Genomic DNA, 17,030 nt, shown 5'->3' on the forward strand with positions numbered 1-17,030 from the left:
AACTACTCGCAGATAATGCTTAAATAATGTTAATTATCAAGGCGTTATCTACCAGCATCTTCCCCTCTCAATGCTGCTTTTTGGCAGCCTCCTTGGGAAGAGGTGCGCATTCTACAGACTCCCCGAAAGGAGTCAACAGCCATTCCTTAAAAAAGTGAAAATTTTATGAGAAATATTTCAGCCATGACCTCAAAGCACAAACAATCTTGCTAGAGAGCACCCTACTGTATAGATAACCATTCGAGCATGCCTGCCGGCCGGCAGCTATTCCTTTATAAAGAAACGATTACAAGGTGACACCTGAGAAACACACAGACTTTAAAACGCATAATCCCCCCTTAGTGTAACCAAGGGGGGATTATGCAGAGCAATCGTACCAACAAATTATTAACAGTCTTACGACTGAATTAAACGTCGAACATTATTTTTTACGCGCTTTCTTTAACACTTTAACATGCTTCTGAAAACGCACTTTTTTCCGTTGCTGCCTGGGCGTTAACTTATTGCGTTTTCCTGCAAATGGATTATCACCCGTCTTAAACTCAAACCTTACGGGGGTTCCATGAATTCTTAGCACTTTAATAAATTTATTTTTCAAATAGCGCTTATACGACTCAGGCAGATGGTCTGTTCTATTACCGTGAACCACAATAATCGGCGGATTTGATCCGCCCTGATGCGCATAACGCAACTTGATACGATGCCCGCCAACCTGAGGAGGCTGATGATCAGCGACAATATCTTCAAGCAGAACCGTCAAACGATTCGTCGGCCATTTTGCCATAGCAGATTCGTAAGCTTCATTAATAGAACCGTACATCTCGCCGACACCACTACCGTACAAGGCTGAGATAAAGTGGAATCTGGCAAATTCAGCAAAATCCAAACGCCGGCGTATCTGCTCCTTAATCTCCTTCTTCTGCTCTTCCGTCATGCCATCCCATTTATTCAGGGCAATGACCAGAGCACGACCTGTCTCCATGATAAAACCAAGCATATGCAGGTCTTGATCAGTAAGCCCTTGTCTTGCATCAATCACCAAAACAACAACATTTGCGTCTTTAATCGCCTGGAGTGTCTTAATAATGGAAAATTTCTCAACCGCCTCGGTAATATTTTTGCGACGCCTCACGCCTGCGGTATCAATTAGCGTATAAGGTTTACCGTCACGCTCATAAGGAATATAAATACTATCTCGAGTAGTACCCGCCTGATCAAAGACGATAACCCGCTCTTCTCCTAACAATCGATTAACCAGTGTTGATTTGCCAACATTGGGACGCCCGACAATAGCGATACGAACCGTTCGCTCACCCTCTTCTACTGGCTCTTCTTCAACACTTTCAAAACCCAGCAAACAGTGCTCGGTCAGCACAGTAACACCACGGTTATGCGCCGCAGCAATTGGAATCGGCTCACCCAATCCAATCGTATGAAAGTCAGACATCGCTATGTCAGGATCAAGCCCATCTGTTTTATTAACAACCACATAGACTGTTTTCTCAGTGCGCCGCAGATGATCCGCAATCATCTGATCGGCAGGCATTAACCCAGCACGACCATCTACCATGAAAAAAACAACATCCGCATCTTCAATAGCCTGCAGGGACTGACGAGCCATTTCGTGGTCAATACCCTGCTCATCGCCAGTGATACCACCGGTATCAATAACAATATATGCCTGTTCGCCTATTATTCCCTCGCCATACTTACGATCACGCGTAACACCTGGCATATCCGCAACTAGCGCATCCCTGGAATGTGTCATACGGTTAAACAATGTAGATTTACCAACGTTGGGACGACCAACCAGTGCAATAACGGGTAGCATTAGGTATTACCAAAAATTAAAAAAATGCCACCCTTTTCCAAAGACAGCAAGTTGCATTAAAACGGCTGATCAGTTCAATGTCAGCGCTAACAAACGCCCTGCATCCGTAAGAGCATATAAGGTACTTCCCTTAACTTTCATATCACCAACAAGTCGGGAACCGGTATCGTAACGGGCTACGAAGTGCCCATCAATTTGTGATAAAAAGTGAATATAGCCTTCACTATCCCCGACCGCCACGGCATTGCCAATGACGGCAGGAGCTGTTATCTGACGATTCTCCAACTGATCCTGTCTCCACACACTGGCTGCACTCCGCGCATCTAATGCCTGGACATGACCAACAGACTCGCTGACATAAATATTACCAAAACCTGCGGCAAGACTATGGTAGCTGGACATTTTTTTTGCCCAGAGAGTTTGCGCATTAAATGGATTAATAGCCACCAGGTTTCCCTGAAATCCCGCGATATATACGACATTCTCAAACAATAGTGGACGACCATCTACATCCGTCATCCTTTCGAGCTCAGAGCGACCTTGCGCAATAGAAACATTTTGCTCCCATAAAACACTGCCGCTTTCGTTATCTAACGCAACAAATTTACCATTATCCAGACCCGCCAGCGTGACGTCAGAGGCCACTATAGGCGAACTTGTACCACGCAGTGTCAATCGAGGCGCCAAACTATCATAAACCCAACGCTGCACACCGGTTTGTAAATCCAGTGCCACTATTTGCCCGTTAATCAGTTGCGCAACCACTATTTGATTATTTAATTGCGGTGCTGCCACCACCTCGGATGAAACCTGTTTTCTCCAAACCTCAGCACCTGTGGTTGCATCGAGACAAATGATTACACCGCTTTGCGTTGCGACAGCCAGATTACTAGTACCGGCACCAACCCCTGCCAGCAATACCACATCCAGATCGACCGACCAGAGCTTGCTGCCCGTTTCAACATTGAAAGAGGATACAGCACCATCAGCGGAGGCAGCGAAAATCGAATCCCCGCTAATGGCCGGCGTCATCTGATGAAATTTATCACCCAAATCTCCGCCAATATTTGCTGACCAACGAACAACCACCTTTTTTTCTGCTGTGAAATCGACTAATTTATTGGGCTGAACTTCTTCCGAGCCGCCCCAAAAACCACATCCTGATAAAGCGAGTGAAAACAATGCTATAGAAGCAATCCGACGTAACATATTCTATCCCTCGTTGTACACAGCTAAGTCTTCCAGCTTCATATTCAGCAAAGGATTAGCCTCCGCATTGCCTGATGCGTCAAGAGCCTGCTGATAAGCCGCTCGGGCATCCATTTTTTCCCCACTAGCCAATAACAGATCACCCTTAAGTTCAAAAACACTAGTATTAAACTCTTTAGCGCTCAGATTTTTAATAACCTCAAGGCCTTTTTGGTAATCTCCCATTGCCTGGTAAATACGCGCTTTACGTAGCAGTGTCACATTCCGCATTTCATCTGAAGGAGAATGCGCAAGGACCCAGTCAAGTTCGGCCAGCGCCTCAGGTAACTTCCCCTGATCAACTTGTACACGCGCCATCAACAGCGCGGCGAAGCGTGCGTATTCAGAATTCTCAAAATCAGTTTTAAGCTCTTTCGCAAGATGCTGACTTGTTGCAATCTGATCCAGATCCTGCGTGCCCAGCGTAGCCGAAACCGCATCAAGAAGGTTTTGGTAAGTAATGGAAGCACTCTCAGCATCGGTCAGTTGCTGTTGCTGCCAGGTTTTCCAGGCAAATACCGCACTTAATGCAATGGCTATCATAAAAAGGAGAGACTTGCCGTTCTCTTTCCACCAACCTTTTAACGCTTCAACCTGCTCTTCTTCTGTTCGCATCTCAGACACAATAACACTCCAAATCCAAAATAAAGATCCGTTAATTCTACTTAATAAGTTGCCATTGCTGAGCAACAAGGGATGGCAACGCAGACAATGGAACTTGCGCTATTAACTCAGCCTCACTCCATAACGTCCCAACGACACCCGCATCGCTTTTCTGTAACAGCAAAATCAACTTCGCCCCCGTTTGACGGGCTTTACTATTAATATTTTTCAACCCGGCACAATGAGTTTTGATGCGCAATCCTGATATCTGATCCCGCAATAATTCCCCGCATTGCATAACATCCGATTGCACCTCTTTTGATTCCGCAGCCAGATACAGGTCAAACGACACTTTTTCAGATTCAGGTATGGCATCCAACGTTTCGAGCAACAACACCAACCGCTCTATACCCATCGCAAAACCAACCGCAGGAGTCGCCTTCCCTCCGAGCTGCTGCACCAAACCATCATAGCGGCCGCCAGCACAAACAGTCCCTTGAGCGCCGAGTTTGTCGGTTACCCACTCAAATACCGTGTTGCAGTAATAATCCAGGCCACGCACCAGGCGTGAATTTATCTCGTAATGGATACCCGCCTGATCTAATAAATCAGTTAAGCGCGAAAAGTGCTCCCGAGACTCATCATCAAGATAATCAGCCAATACTGGCGCATCCCTCAGAATCATTTGAGTTGATTCATTTTTGCTATCAAGTATGCGCAATGGATTGCTTTTTAATCGCCGCTGACTATCGTCATCGAGCCGATCGTGAAATTGCATCAGGTATTCAACCAGGTCTTCTTTATACTTGAGCCTATTCTCATTACTACCAAGAGAGTTCAACTGCAAAGTCAATGCATCAAGAATACCAAGATTTTTCCATAAGCGCGCACTTAGCATAATGACTTCAGCATCGATATCTGCCGCAGACATACCAAATGTTTCAACACCAATTTGATGAAATTGACGATAGCGCCCCTTTTGAGGCTTTTCGTAACGAAACATCGGTCCCTGATACCAAAAACGCTGAGCCTGATTAAATAGCAGACCATGCTCTTCACCGGCACGTACGCAGCCAGCCGTACCTTCGGGTCGCAATGTCAGACTTTCACCATTACGGTCTTCAAACGTATACATCTCTTTTTCGACAATATCGGTCACCTCACCAATAGAGCGCTTAAAGAGATCCGTTTGTTCTACAATGGGCATGCGAATTTCACTGTATCCATAGCTGGATAATACAGCTCTCACCTGACGCTCTAAATATTGCCAGACAGGCGTCTCATGAGGAAGAATGTCATTCATTCCCCGGATGGCTTTAACTTTGGCCAAACTTTGTTCTCTCTTTTAAAAACGTCAATTCAAAGGAAGCGAAAATTTTGCTACATTTTTGTCATTATGGGGTGCAAGATCAACAGCAACGCCATTATAAAGTACCTGATCAATAGCGGAAACACGCCCAATCAACACGCGTAAAGGCTCTTTTCCCGAAAGACTTAATGACTGCCCCTGCTTGCGCAAGTTATTAAATATAGTTTTACCATCTGCATCCTTGACCGTAAGCCAACAATCATCTGTAAAGGTTATCTGCAACTTATCAGACACTGCTACGGGCACATCCTCTACTACCGGCAAACTGACATCAGTATCAGGCCCGGCGCTCAGCGTGCTCTGTAAATTTGTTACATCCTCTTCAGATAAGTACTGAGGCTCTTCGGCAGTATTTTGTTCAACCAGCATCTCAGCATTAGCATCTTCAGACACAACTGAACCTTCTAATGAGTCTTCAAATTTTGGTAACACTAAGGTTTTATCATCACTCATTTCTGCTGTTATAGCAGAAACATCAGACCCCACCCCATCAACCGGAGCAAGACTGTATTGTGTTTTCCACCACCAGCCTATCGCCGAAACAATAACAAGCAGAAAAAGCCAACTTGACCAACGCATGACCGGATCACCCAGCTTAACTTGCTGCTGAATTCTTGTGACGGATCGAATCGGTTCCTTTTTAGAAGACAAACCGCTCAATTGATCAAAGAGCTCAATAAGCGAGGATCCGTCTATGCCAACAATCTTCGAATATCCGCGAATATAACCCCTGGCAAAAACGAAACTCGGAAGTTTGTCATAACTACCCTCCTCTATCCATTGAATATAACGAACAGGCAGGTGTAACTCATCCGCAATCGATTGCTGGCTCAAGCCTTGCGCTTCTCGTGCTATAAGCAAACGCTCACCCGGCAACTGGATGCCGTTTTGTACAATACTTTCATCTGGAACGCTACTCACCTAGCTGACTCCTTATACTGCATATATTCGTCAGATTCAGGATACATATTCTTTAGCAATAAAGTATATGTAGTTGCCAAGGAGACTTTATTATTCTCTCTTGCCAGCCTAATCCCAACCCACAAACTTTTAGAAGAATGATTAACTCTTTTACTATTCACCATTTCAGTAAACTGTGAAAAATACTCCTCTGCCTTAAGTACATTCCCTGTCGACAGATAAATATCTGATAATTCCACAAGTGCCAATGGCCGGGCTCCACCCGTTTTCAATGATCTCTCAAACGCATGAATAGCGACATCAGTGCGCCCTATCTCCTGGTAACAACGTCCTAAATTTTCAAATGTCTGAGATCTGTTATTATAGAAGGGATCTTCGGTTGCTTTCGCCAGTTCAACACAGGCTTCCTGATAGCGTTTTTCTGAGAATAAAAACGCGCCGTAATTATTATGAAACATCGCCGAATCGGGTTCCTGCGCAATAGCCTTCTTATAATATTGTTCTGCCAGAGCAATTTCACCTTCAACTTGAAAAATCAGACCTAAAGCGTTAAATGCGGGAGCATATTTAGGATTAATATCCAACGCCTTCTGCACAGCAGATTTAGCATTCACTGAATCACCGGTTTGAAGGTACTGCAATCCTAGCGTAGTGTAAGCCTGCAACGCCCCCTCAGAAGAAACCGTGTTTTTATTTATAGCAACAGAATCCGATTGTGGCGTAGCACAACCAGATAAAAAAACAGCGAAAAACAATCCCATCAATATATAGGCTTTATTCACTTACGGTAACTCCTTTACGACTGGTATGAATAACAGCTAAACAGAGCTTTCCTGAACAATCGGTATATATTTCTGACTGCGGCGGGTTCTATCCTCAACCTGGCCAACCAATTGCCCGCAAGCGGCATCAATTTCAGCACCTCGGGTACGACGAACGGTTGTCATAATACCCGCTTTTAACATGATTTGTTTAAATGCAAGAATAGCGTCTTCTGAAGGACGCTCATATCCTGAATTAGGAAACGGATTAAAAGGTATTAGATTTAACTTACAAGGTAAACGCTTCAACAACCGCCCTAACTCTCTAGCCTGTGAAGGCTGATCATTAATACCAGCCATCAATGTATATTCTACTGTAATAACCCTTCTATCATTTAGCCTTTCAAGGTAGCGGTTACAAGCCGCAATTAACTCTTCAATCGGATAACGCTTATTAATAGGCACCAACTGATTTCTTAATTCATCGTTCGGCGCATGCAAAGAAATCGCCAAAGAGACATCTGTCTGTTCTATTAACTTATCAATTCCCGGAACAACACCCGCCGTACTTAACGTCACCCGACGTTTAGACAAACCGTAAGCATTATCTTCCATCATTAATTTTATGGCGCTGACGACATTATCAAAATTCATCAACGGCTCACCCATACCCATAAAAACAACGTTAGTCACACGTCTGGGCTGAGCAGGATCCATGGGACCGAAAGACTTAATAGCAATACGTACTTGCCCGATAATTTCAGATGCGGTCAGGTTTCGATTAAATCCCTGCTTACCTGTCGAGCAAAAACTACAATCGAGTGCGCAGCCCACTTGAGATGAAATACACAGCGTTGCCCTGTCCCCTTCAGGAATTAAGACGCTTTCAACACAAGAACCACCCTCAACGCGGATAACCCACTTGCGTGTACCGTCTTTAGATACATCCTGCATAACAACTTCAGGTTCACGAATTTCAGCAACCTGATTCAGCTTCTCGCGTAACGATTTACTGATATTAGTCATATCATCAAAAGTTTCAGCGCCTAGCTGATGCATCCATTTCAAGACCTGAGTAGCACGAAAACGTTTTTCACCCAGTTCAGCGAAATAAGCCTCCAGCTTTTCAGGACACATCCCTAATAGATTAGTTTTGGGAATGGATTCAGTCATTATCACACCTATAAATTTAAAGACATGCAGAAAAGAGGTCTTCTCTGCATGCTAGCAATCATTACTTACCGAAGAAGTATGCAATTTCGCGTGCTGCAGAAGCAGCGGAGTCAGAACCGTGTACAGCATTCGCATCAATAGATTCAGCGAAATCAGCACGAATAGTACCTGCTGCAGCTTCTTTAGGATTAGTCGCACCCATCAGATCACGATTTGCTAAAATTGCATTTTCACCTTCCAGCACCTGCACAACAACAGGACCAGAAATCATGAAGCTAACCAGGTCAGCAAAGAAAGGGCGCTCTTTATGCTCAGCATAAAAACCTTCCGCTTCTTCTTTGCTCAACTGTTTCAACTGCATTTCTACAATTTTAAGACCCGCATTTTCAAAACGAGATTCAATTTGACCAATTACATTTTTAGCCACGGCATCAGGCTTGATAATTGATAATGTGCGTTCGATAGCCATTTGTACTTTCCCCTAAGGATATTTCTGAAAAACACGCCATTATACGCGAAGGGGACAACAAGCCACAACATACCGTAAAAGAAACAGCCCGGTAAACCGGGCTGTTTCTTTATTCATCTTGCTCTTCTATCCAAGCCATCTGAATTGCTTCTAGTATCTTCTCACCGCAGCGATCAGGATCATCATCAAACTCCTCAAGATCCATCACTTTCTGGTACAAGTCCGGAAAGCTAATTTTAAGAGGATCAACTTCCGGATACTTCTCAGTCAATTCAATCGCAATATCAAGCACATCAACCCACTTAAGATTCATACGATCTCTCCTTAATGACGCTCAGACACCTGATTTATGGTATAGCGAGGCAACTCGACGACCAAATCTTCATTACCAACACATGCCTGACAACTCAGGCGAGACTCTGGCTCCAACCCCCATGCCTTATCCAGCATATCGTCTTCAAGCTCATCCGACTCATCAAGCGATTCAAAACCTTCACGAACTAACACATGACATGTTGTGCAAGCACAGGATTTTTCACACGCATGCTCAATCTCGATACCGTTGGCCAAAGCTGCATCGCAAATAGTCACGCCTGGCTCAACATCTATTACCTTACCATCAGGACACAAGTCATCATGGGGTAGAAAAATAATCTGCGGCACCTATGTAATCTCCTCAATTTCCTGAATACTATGCCCCTGCAGTGCCCGCTGGATGTTCAAATCCATACGACGCGATGCAAATTCATCACTAACTTTGGCTAAACGCTCCACACCCAACTCAATTTCGCGTGCGTCGGAACCCGCTTTGATCTCTTTTAATAAGTCGATTTCAGATTCCAGTTCTTTACGCTCATCAGCGGTTAACAGCGCCTGACCATCTATTACAATCGCCTGCTCCAAAGCCGATATCAGACGATCCGCATCGACTTTTTGCTCTCGCAAAAAGCGCTTCTCTTTATCCTCTTCTGCTGAAGAGTAGGAAGCCTTAAGCATATCAGCGATCTGACTATCACTCAGACCATAAGAAGGCTTAACCTGGATACTGCTTTCAATGCCCGTCGAAAGCTCTTTAGCTTCAACGTTTAACAGCCCATCGGCATCTACCTGAAACGTCACTCGAATCTTAGCCGCACCTGCCACCATTGGCGGAATACCCTGCAATACAAAGCGAGCCAACGAACGGCAATCCTCAACCAACTCACGCTCTCCCTGCAGAATATGAACAGCCATCGCTGTCTGCCCATCCTGGAACGTTGTAAACTCTTGCGCTCGAGCAACAGGAATCGAAGTATTTCGATGAATAACCTTCTCAACCAAACCGCCCATCGTCTCTAATCCCAACGAGAGTGGGATCACGTCGAGCAACAACATTTCGGAGTCTGGTTTGTTACCGGCCAACACATCCGCCTGGATTGCTGCGCCAATGGCAACAACACGGTCGGGATCAATATCCACATGTAATGGACGACCGAACAAGGCTGCAACTCGCTCGCGCACCAATGGTACCCGGGTTGAACCACCTACCATGACGATATCCTGAACATCATCCAGCGATATGCCCGCATCCCTGACAACCCGTTTACAAGCACGTACTGTTTTATCAACAAGTACGGATATCAGCTCATCAAACTGTGTTTTGGATACATCTACAGACACTTCTTTACCCGCAATCTGTAGATTAATACTGGCGTGATCTTCAACAGTTAGCAGCTCTTTAGCCTCACGCGCCTGCTCCATTAACTGACGAGAAAGGCCCGCCGTCATTTCCGTGGTGACGCCAGCTTGCGCGGCCAACCATTCAGCCAACGCTCTGTCGAAATCATCACCACCCAGAGCGCTATCACCTCCGGTAGCTAATACCTCAAAAACACCTTTTGTTAAACGCAATACCGAAACATCAAAGGTACCACCACCAAGGTCATACACCAAAATGACGCCTTCATCTTTCTGATCAAGTCCGTACGCTACCGCTGCCGCCGTAGGCTCACTCAATAAACGTAATACATTAATATTAGCCAGGGTTGCTGCATCTTTTGTCGCTTGTCGCTGGGCATCATCAAAATAAGCAGGCACAGTAATAACCGCACCCACAAGGTCGCCCTTGAGCGACTCTTCTGCGCGCTGCACCAGGACCTTCAGGATATCAGCGGAAACTTCAACAGGGCTTTTCGCACCCGCTACTGTTTTTATGAAAGGCATGCCACCCTGATCTTCCTCAAACTCATACGGAAGAACTTCTCCCAAAGCAGCAACATCTTTGATTCCACGCCCCATCAAGCGTTTAACAGAAACAATGGTGTTATATGCATCGGTAGAAGCGTATTCACGCGCTGCAGCACCGACAACCACCTCATCTTCGCTTAAATAGCGAACCACAGAAGGCAGCAAATGACGCCCCTCATGATCCGGAAGTGTTACTGCCTCGCCACTGCGCACAGTAGCTACCAGCGAATTAGTCGTGCCGAGATCTATGCCCACAGCAAGACGGTGCTGATGCGGCAGAGAACTCTGACCAGGCTCGGCTATTTGTAGTAATGCCATAATTATATATTCACCTGTTAATCAAGCTCATTTTCAACCAGCTCAATCTCTTTTTGAAGCTTTACCATAAACTGCATCTTTCGAACGATAGCCGTCGCCATTTTGAGCGATTCAGCATCTCTGACATCAAAGCAGTCAGAAAACGATTTCTGATACTCAAGCAATTGCCCGGTCACTTTATCCATAAACAGGCCCAAAGCCTTTTCCGGTGAAACCAGCGCCTTGATATCTTCCAGATCGTCCCTGAGCGCCATCTGCTCAAAAAGAAAAGCCGGCTCCAGTTTTACGGAGGCATCGCTTATCGTATCAATACCATTCAAATGAAGCAGATATTGAGCTCGCCCCAGAGGAGACTTTAGAGTAGTGACGGCCTCGTTCAGGTACGCCGTGTATTGAACCGACATCCTTTTTTCCCGCTCAGAAAGATGAGCAAAACGATCAGGGTGCAGTGTTTTTTGCAATTCACGATAGCGTGCAGAAAGCGCTTGAAGATCAATATTATAACTTTCAGGCAAACCCAGAAAGGAAAAATAATTCTGTTGAATATCCATACTTCTACATCAGAGACGACTAAACGTTAAAGCTTTCACCGCAGCCACATTCACTACGCACATTAGGATTATTAAACGCAAAGCCTTCGTTTAATCCTTCCTTAACAAAATCTAATTCTGTACCGTCCAGATAAGCCAGACTTTTCGGGTCGATAACAACTTTGACGCCGCTATCCATTTCAAAAACCTGATCTTCCGATTCCTGCTGGTCAACAAACTCAAGCACATACGCCATGCCAGAACAACCGGATGTTCTTACGCCGACACGGATGCCGAAGCCACCACCACGCTTCTCGATATAACCGGCCACATGTTTAATTGCCGCTGGTGTCATTGTAATTGCCATAATACCTTCCTACTGACCATGCATGGCATGGCCAGGTAATTCAACGCAGGCTTATAATGTTAAGACTGCTTTTTCTTGTAATCCTCAACTGCTGCCTTGATGGCATCTTCAGCCAGAACCGAACAATGAATTTTCACAGGAGGTAATGCCAACTGATCAGCGATCTGTGTGTTTTTAAGTTCAGACGCCTGCTCTAGCGTCATACCCTTAACCCACTCAGTCACCAGCGAGCTGGACGCAATCGCTGAACCGCAGCCATATGTCTTAAATTTAGCATCTTCAATAATGCCTTCATCGCTGACTTTAATCTGCAAACGCATCACATCACCACAGGCCGGCGCTCCCACCATACCTGTACCTACGTGGCTATCATTATCATCCATTTTACCGACGTTACGCGGATTCTCGTAATGCTCGAGTACTTCTTCACTATAAGCCATATCAACCTCCAATTAGTCTAAGCAATACTTTAGTGGTGAACCCACTCAACTTTGCTCAAATCCACACCGTCTTTATACATATCCCACAATGGTGATAACTCACGAAGCTTACTCACTGCGGTCTTCAACTGCCCAATCGCATGATCAATCTCTTCTTCTGTCGTAAAACGACCAAACGAGAAACGGATAGAGCTGTGGGCTAATTCATCACTCAACCCCAGCGCCCGCAACACATACGACGGTTCAAGACTGGCTGATGTACAGGCAGAGCCTGAAGATACCGCCAGATCTTTCAATGACATCAACAAGGATTCGCCTTCAACAAAAGCAAAACTGATATTCAGGTTGGCAGGAACACGCTGCACAAAGGAACCATTAATATGGACTTCTTCCATATCTTTCAGGCCTTCCCACAGACGGTTACGCAGTGACAACATGTGTGCATTATCAGCAGCCAACTCCTCTTTAGCGAGACGGAAGGCTTCTCCCATACCCACAATCTGATGGGTCGGCAAGGTACCAGAACGCATACCGCGCTCATGACCACCGCCATGCATCATCGCTTCCAGACGAATACGCGGCTTACGACGCACATACAGTGCACCAATACCTTTAGGACCATAAATCTTATGCGCACTGAAAGACATCAGATCAACTTTCAGCTTTGACAAATCGATTTCAACTTTACCTGCGCTTTGAGCTGCATCAACATGAAAAATAACACCTTTAGCACGGGTGATTTCTCCAATTGCGGCAATATCTGTAATCGTCCCGATCTCATTATTAACATGCATCAATGAGACCAGAATTGTATCTTCGCGGATTGCATCAGCAACCACTTCGGGATGAATCAAACCCTCTGAATCAGGATCCAGGTAGGTAACTTCAAAACCTTCACGCTCCAACTGACGACAAGTATCCAAAACAGCTTTATGTTCAATTCTTGACGTAACAATGTGCTTGCCTTTCTTATGATAGAAATGGGCAACACCTTTAATAGCCAGGTTGTCAGATTCAGTCGCTCCTGATGTCCAAACTATTTCACGCGGATCTGCACTTATAAGATCAGCGACTTGCTTACGCGCCGTCTCGACTGCGTCTTCAGCTTTCCATCCAAACAGATGCGAACGGGACGCAGGATTCCCAAAATTACCGTCCAACGTAAGACAAGCAACCATTTTGTCCGCTACGCGAGGGTCAACAGGGGTTGTTGCCGAATAATCAAAATAGATAGGTAACTTCATTCTTTAGCTCCAGCACATATTTATACAGCGGCCTTATCAGCCAGCAAAGAGTCTGTTGCAGTCAGGAATACCTGACTACTGTGGCGACGATCTTGCCTGTCAGCCACATCTTTTACATCTTTTCTTACCACTAAATCCGCTAGTGAAATACCATTTAGAAAAGAGTGAATCTGGTTACTCAAATCACACCACAAGTGATGTGTCAGACAGGTTTCTCCGCTCTGACAATCGCCTTGACGAGCACAGCCAGTCGCTTCGACGGATTCGTTAACAGCATCAACCACTTGCGCAACACTAATTGCCTGCTTCTCGTGATTAAGCTGATAACCCCCACCAGGACCCCTGACACTTTTGACCAGTTCATTTCTGCGTAATTTCGCAAAAAGCTGCTCAAGATATGACAGGGAAATACCTTGCCGTTCAGAGATATCGGCCAAACTGATAGGGCCCTGCCCTTCATGCAGAGCCAAATCCAGCATCGCTGTAACCGCATATCGCCCTTTAGTTGTCAGTCGCATAGACACCCGCCATTCGTTCTGAATCTTGAGTGAAATTATCTATTAACCGACAATTTTAGTCAAGTATTTATCCGAGTATTTAAGTAGGACATTATTTTTTCAGGCGCTACAATTTATCACTTTTACGACACAATGTCCGTAATGATAAAAACGTAACCTTAAGACACCCTATTTCTGATCATTTTTTTTCTGAATATGACTCAGCATACCGCGCAAAATATTCACTTCCACCTTATCTGGAACAGCACGCTGGAATAAGCGCCTGAGCCGTGGCATCAGATGACGTGGACTTTGCGGGTCAAGAAAATCAACTTCCACCAATACTTTCTCAAGATGTTCAAACAATAACTCCAACTCATGATGCTGTGAAAGCTCCACATCCCAATCAGTCCCCCATTGAGGGGCCTGAGTTGGCGCGCCAGCACCTTTCAGCTGAGCCATGCGCAACTCATAGGCAATAACCTGCACTGCAGCAGCAAGGTTAAGCGAGCTAAAACCTTCAACGGAAGGGATATGCACATGATGATGACACAAGTGTAACTCATCATTAGTCAAACCCCGGTCTTCACGACCAAATACGATGGCCATTTTTTGAGTATCCCGCAAAGAAGAAGCAACGCCTGCCAACTCGTGCGGATCCATAACCGGCCATGGAATATTCCTCCCCCTCGCGCTCGCCCCGACAATCAGATGCGCATCAGCAATCGCCTCTTGCAGCGACGCCACAACAGAAGCCGAACGCAAAATATCTGCAGCACCTGCAGCACGCGCATCGGCATCACCAGAAGGAAAAATTCTCGGCGCAACAAGAGAAAGATCACTAAGCCCCATATTTTTCATGGCGCGCGCCACACCACCAATATTGCCAGGATGCGACGTATTTACGAGAACAATACGTATATTTTCTAATTTCATAACCAACTTCACATATAAATCGACCAATAGTTTAACAGAATGGCACTAAGGTGTTCTGTCAGAGGGCCAGCTTTTGTATAATTATGCTTTGCTATCCAAACTGAGCCCAAATACTAATGCAACCCATGTTAAATATAGCGCTTCGTGCTGCGCGCATCGCTGGCGAACAGATTGCACGCTCTGCTGAACGAATTGACCTGATAAAATCAGAGCAATCCAGCATCAGCGACTTCCTAAATGAAACAGCAACCAAAGCGGAACAGACGATTGCTTATTCCATCCAAAAAGCCTACCCAGCTCACACGCTGATCGGTGAGTTTTCCGGCGTACATAAATCGCTGGAAGAGAACACGGATGTTACATGGCATATCAATCCGATTGACAGTGTTTCTAACTTTTCCAACGGACTCCCTGTGTTCGCTATTTGCATGTCTGCCGAAATGAAAGGCAGAATAGAGCATGCAGTTATTCTCAACCCAATTACTGGCGAAGAGTTTACGGCCAGTCGTGGCAACGGTGCCCACCTTAATGGAAAACGCCTACGCGTCAGCAACAAACGCTTACTAGAGCAAACCATCATAGGATCAAGCTTTTTAAACAGCGCCTCTGAAAAAGCCCATTTTGAAACGTTTAAAAAAATTCTCTGCCAACTTCAGAGTGCTAATGCTATTTTCCACAATAGTGGATCTGCAGCATTAAACATGGCCTATACCGCCGCAGGACGCCTTGACGGGTTCATACAGATCAAGACTGACCCGCAAATACTTAACGCCGGCGCTTTAATCATTCAAGAAGCAGGCGGACTGCTCGGTGATTTTAAAGGGAGTAACGATTTCCGCAAAAACGGCAACACCGTCGCCGCCAACCCTAAACTGTTCAAAGCCTTACTAAAAGCTATCCGCCAAAGCAGCGAAGAGTAATAATTTGATTATAAAAAAACCGGCAAATGCCGGTTTTTTTTGCTTAAGTATCCACTAAACAGTAAACGGATCCCGTAACACAATCGTTTCAATACGATCAGGGCCTGTAGAGATAATATCAACAGGCGTTTCGAGCAACTCTTCCAGACGAGTGATGTAGTTTCGGGCCGCCACTGGCAAATCAGCCAATGCTTGCGCACCTACTGTTGAATCACTCCAACCTGGCAGCTCTTCATAAATAGGCTCTACCGCTTCATAATCTTCACTACCGGTAAGCGTTTCAACACGATTGCCGTCTGCATCGCGATATCCGATACATACGTTGATTACCTCAAGCCCATCCAGTACGTCCAGCTTAGTAAGGCAGATACCAGAAACAGAGTTAACCTGAATTGCATGCTTAAGCGCCACCGCATCAAACCAACCGCAACGACGCGAACGACCTGTAGTAGCACCGAACTCATGACCGCGTTCACCCAGATGCTGACCAACCTTACACCCAAGCTCAGTCGGAAACGGACCACTACCCACTCTTGTTGTATAAGCTTTAGTGATACCCAGAATATAATCTAAATACAGCGGCCCAAAACCGGAACCTGTTGATGCGCCACCCGCCGTCGTATTAGAAGAGGTAACAAATGGATAAGTACCATGATCAATGTCTAACAAAGAGCCCTGGGCCCCTTCAAACATAATATTTTCACCATTTTTACGCATCTTATGAAGGATAGCGGTAACATCGGCAACCAATGGACGCAACTGCTCCGCCATCTCAAGCGCTTCAGCCAGCATGCTATCAACATCAACCTCTTCTGCCTGATAGTAGTTCTTCAGGACAAAGTTATGATATTTCATCACTTCACGAAGCTTGGTTTCGAAGCGCTCAGCATCCATCAGATCAGATAGACGCAAGCCTCGACGCGCTACCTTATCTTCATAAGCAGGCCCGATACCACGACCAGTAGTACCAATTTTAGCTTCGCCTCTTGCGGCTTCACGCGCCTGATCTAACGCCACATGATATGGCAAAATCAGCGGACAAGCAGGACTCAGCTTTAAACGCTCACGCACAGGCACGCCAGCCGCTTCAAGACCGCGCATCTCTTTCAATAAAGCCTCAGGTGACAGCACTACACCGTTACCAATCAGGCACAAAACCTTTTCACGCAAAATACCT

The 17,030-nt window shown here is 45.5% G+C and carries 19 protein-coding genes; 1 reads left to right on the forward strand and 18 read right to left on the reverse strand.

Annotated features, from left to right (window positions below):
- Positions 1–421: 421 nt before the first annotated feature.
- The 17 genes from der to ABY436_RS14160 all read right to left on the reverse strand — a co-directional run bounded on the left by der (position 422) and on the right by ABY436_RS14160 (position 14,933).
- The gene (gene der, locus ABY436_RS14080; RefSeq protein WP_372739586.1) at positions 422–1,831 is read right to left on the reverse strand and encodes a ribosome biogenesis GTPase Der; all 1,410 of its coding nucleotides are present in this window, start codon (positions 1,829–1,831) and stop codon (positions 422–424) included.
- A 69-nt stretch (positions 1,832–1,900) separates the two neighbouring features.
- Positions 1,901–3,040 carry an outer membrane protein assembly factor BamB gene (bamB, locus tag ABY436_RS14085; RefSeq protein WP_372739587.1) on the reverse strand — a complete coding sequence of 380 codons (1,140 nt, stop codon included), beginning with the start codon at positions 3,038–3,040 and terminating at the stop codon, positions 1,901–1,903.
- Positions 3,041–3,043: 3 nt separating this feature from the next.
- Positions 3,044–3,694, reverse strand: coding sequence for a YfgM family protein (locus tag ABY436_RS14090; RefSeq protein ID WP_372739603.1), 651 nt, complete (start codon positions 3,692–3,694; stop codon positions 3,044–3,046).
- A 46-nt stretch (positions 3,695–3,740) separates the two neighbouring features.
- Entirely contained in the window at positions 3,741–4,985 is a 1,245-nt protein-coding gene (gene hisS / locus ABY436_RS14095) for a histidine--tRNA ligase (RefSeq protein WP_372739604.1), read from the reverse strand.
- A 51-nt stretch (positions 4,986–5,036) separates the two neighbouring features.
- Positions 5,037–5,972 (reverse strand): RodZ domain-containing protein, encoded by a 936-nt coding sequence (locus tag ABY436_RS14100; protein ID WP_372739588.1) that lies wholly within the window; start codon positions 5,970–5,972, stop codon positions 5,037–5,039.
- On the reverse strand, positions 5,969–6,754 hold the full coding sequence (gene pilW / locus ABY436_RS14105) for a type IV pilus biogenesis/stability protein PilW (protein WP_372739589.1): 786 nt from the start codon (positions 6,752–6,754) through the stop codon (positions 5,969–5,971). The genes ABY436_RS14100 and pilW overlap by 4 nt, the downstream gene beginning before the upstream one ends.
- A 36-nt stretch (positions 6,755–6,790) precedes the next feature.
- Positions 6,791–7,906 carry a 23S rRNA (adenine(2503)-C(2))-methyltransferase RlmN gene (rlmN, locus tag ABY436_RS14110; RefSeq protein WP_372739590.1) on the reverse strand — a complete coding sequence of 372 codons (1,116 nt, stop codon included), beginning with the start codon at positions 7,904–7,906 and terminating at the stop codon, positions 6,791–6,793.
- A gap of 61 nt (positions 7,907–7,967) precedes the next feature.
- Positions 7,968–8,375: a nucleoside-diphosphate kinase gene (ndk, locus tag ABY436_RS14115; RefSeq protein WP_372739591.1), complete on the reverse strand. Its 408-nt coding sequence runs from the start codon at positions 8,373–8,375 to the stop codon at positions 7,968–7,970.
- Between the two features lie 109 nt (positions 8,376–8,484).
- Positions 8,485–8,688: a Fe-S cluster assembly protein IscX gene (gene iscX / locus ABY436_RS14120; RefSeq protein ID WP_372739592.1), complete on the reverse strand. Its 204-nt coding sequence runs from the start codon at positions 8,686–8,688 to the stop codon at positions 8,485–8,487.
- A gap of 11 nt (positions 8,689–8,699) precedes the next feature.
- Positions 8,700–9,038, reverse strand: a complete 339-nt coding sequence (gene fdx / locus ABY436_RS14125; RefSeq protein ID WP_372739593.1) for an ISC system 2Fe-2S type ferredoxin — start codon at positions 9,036–9,038, stop codon at positions 8,700–8,702.
- The gene (gene hscA, locus ABY436_RS14130; protein ID WP_372739594.1) at positions 9,039–10,919 is read right to left on the reverse strand and encodes a Fe-S protein assembly chaperone HscA; all 1,881 of its coding nucleotides are present in this window, start codon (positions 10,917–10,919) and stop codon (positions 9,039–9,041) included.
- Between the two features lie 17 nt (positions 10,920–10,936).
- Positions 10,937–11,470, reverse strand: a complete 534-nt coding sequence (gene hscB / locus ABY436_RS14135) for a Fe-S protein assembly co-chaperone HscB (RefSeq protein WP_372739595.1) — start codon at positions 11,468–11,470, stop codon at positions 10,937–10,939.
- 19 nt (positions 11,471–11,489) lie between these two features.
- Positions 11,490–11,816, reverse strand: coding sequence for an iron-sulfur cluster assembly protein IscA (gene iscA, locus ABY436_RS14140; protein ID WP_372739596.1), 327 nt, complete (start codon positions 11,814–11,816; stop codon positions 11,490–11,492).
- Positions 11,817–11,875: 59 nt separating this feature from the next.
- Complete coding sequence (gene iscU, locus ABY436_RS14145) at positions 11,876–12,256, reverse strand: Fe-S cluster assembly scaffold IscU (RefSeq protein WP_372739597.1); 381 nt, start codon at positions 12,254–12,256, stop codon at positions 11,876–11,878.
- Between the two features lie 29 nt (positions 12,257–12,285).
- On the reverse strand, positions 12,286–13,500 hold the full coding sequence (locus ABY436_RS14150) for an IscS subfamily cysteine desulfurase (RefSeq protein ID WP_372739598.1): 1,215 nt from the start codon (positions 13,498–13,500) through the stop codon (positions 12,286–12,288).
- A 20-nt stretch (positions 13,501–13,520) separates the two neighbouring features.
- Entirely contained in the window at positions 13,521–14,018 is a 498-nt protein-coding gene (gene iscR / locus ABY436_RS14155) for a Fe-S cluster assembly transcriptional regulator IscR (protein WP_372739599.1), read from the reverse strand.
- A 168-nt stretch (positions 14,019–14,186) separates the two neighbouring features.
- Positions 14,187–14,933 carry an RNA methyltransferase gene (locus ABY436_RS14160; RefSeq protein WP_372739600.1) on the reverse strand — a complete coding sequence of 249 codons (747 nt, stop codon included), beginning with the start codon at positions 14,931–14,933 and terminating at the stop codon, positions 14,187–14,189.
- Positions 14,934–15,049: 116 nt separating this feature from the next.
- On the opposite strand from ABY436_RS14160, the gene ABY436_RS14165 reads away from it, so the two are divergent.
- Complete coding sequence (locus ABY436_RS14165; protein WP_372739601.1) at positions 15,050–15,853, forward strand: inositol monophosphatase family protein; 804 nt, start codon at positions 15,050–15,052, stop codon at positions 15,851–15,853.
- A gap of 54 nt (positions 15,854–15,907) precedes the next feature.
- On the opposite strand, the gene ABY436_RS14170 is transcribed toward ABY436_RS14165, so the two are convergent.
- A partial coding sequence (locus ABY436_RS14170) for an adenylosuccinate synthase (RefSeq protein WP_372739602.1) occupies positions 15,908–17,030 on the reverse strand: 1,123 nt, incomplete at its 5' end.

It is taken from the genome of Neptunomonas sp. (assembly GCF_041601355.1).
Taxonomy (GTDB): Bacteria; Pseudomonadota; Gammaproteobacteria; order Pseudomonadales; family Balneatricaceae; genus Neptunomonas.

Excerpts from the sequence above, each read along its gene's own strand:
- der (WP_372739586.1), bottom strand. The coding sequence starts at position 1,831 with ATGCTACCCGTTATTGCACTGGTTGGTCGTCCCAACGTTGGTAAATCT.
- bamB (WP_372739587.1), bottom strand. The coding sequence starts at position 3,040 with ATGTTACGTCGGATTGCTTCTATAGCATTGTTTTCACTCGCTTTATCA.
- ABY436_RS14090 (WP_372739603.1), bottom strand. The coding sequence starts at position 3,694 with ATGCGAACAGAAGAAGAGCAGGTTGAAGCGTTAAAAGGTTGGTGGAAA.
- hisS (WP_372739604.1), bottom strand. The coding sequence starts at position 4,985 with ATGAATGACATTCTTCCTCATGAGACGCCTGTCTGGCAATATTTAGAG.
- rlmN (WP_372739590.1), bottom strand. The coding sequence starts at position 7,906 with ATGACTGAATCCATTCCCAAAACTAATCTATTAGGGATGTGTCCTGAA.
- ndk (WP_372739591.1), bottom strand. The coding sequence starts at position 8,375 with ATGGCTATCGAACGCACATTATCAATTATCAAGCCTGATGCCGTGGCT.
- iscX (WP_372739592.1), bottom strand. The coding sequence starts at position 8,688 with ATGAATCTTAAGTGGGTTGATGTGCTTGATATTGCGATTGAATTGACT.
- hscA (WP_372739594.1), bottom strand. The coding sequence starts at position 10,919 with ATGGCATTACTACAAATAGCCGAGCCTGGTCAGAGTTCTCTGCCGCAT.
- hscB (WP_372739595.1), bottom strand. The coding sequence starts at position 11,470 with ATGGATATTCAACAGAATTATTTTTCCTTTCTGGGTTTGCCTGAAAGT.
- iscA (WP_372739596.1), bottom strand. The coding sequence starts at position 11,816 with ATGGCAATTACAATGACACCAGCGGCAATTAAACATGTGGCCGGTTAT.
- iscU (WP_372739597.1), bottom strand. The coding sequence starts at position 12,256 with ATGGCTTATAGTGAAGAAGTACTCGAGCATTACGAGAATCCGCGTAAC.
- ABY436_RS14150 (WP_372739598.1), bottom strand. The coding sequence starts at position 13,500 with ATGAAGTTACCTATCTATTTTGATTATTCGGCAACAACCCCTGTTGAC.
- iscR (WP_372739599.1), bottom strand. The coding sequence starts at position 14,018 with ATGCGACTGACAACTAAAGGGCGATATGCGGTTACAGCGATGCTGGAT.
- ABY436_RS14160 (WP_372739600.1), bottom strand. The coding sequence starts at position 14,933 with ATGAAATTAGAAAATATACGTATTGTTCTCGTAAATACGTCGCATCCT.
- ABY436_RS14165 (WP_372739601.1), top strand. The coding sequence starts at position 15,050 with ATGCAACCCATGTTAAATATAGCGCTTCGTGCTGCGCGCATCGCTGGC.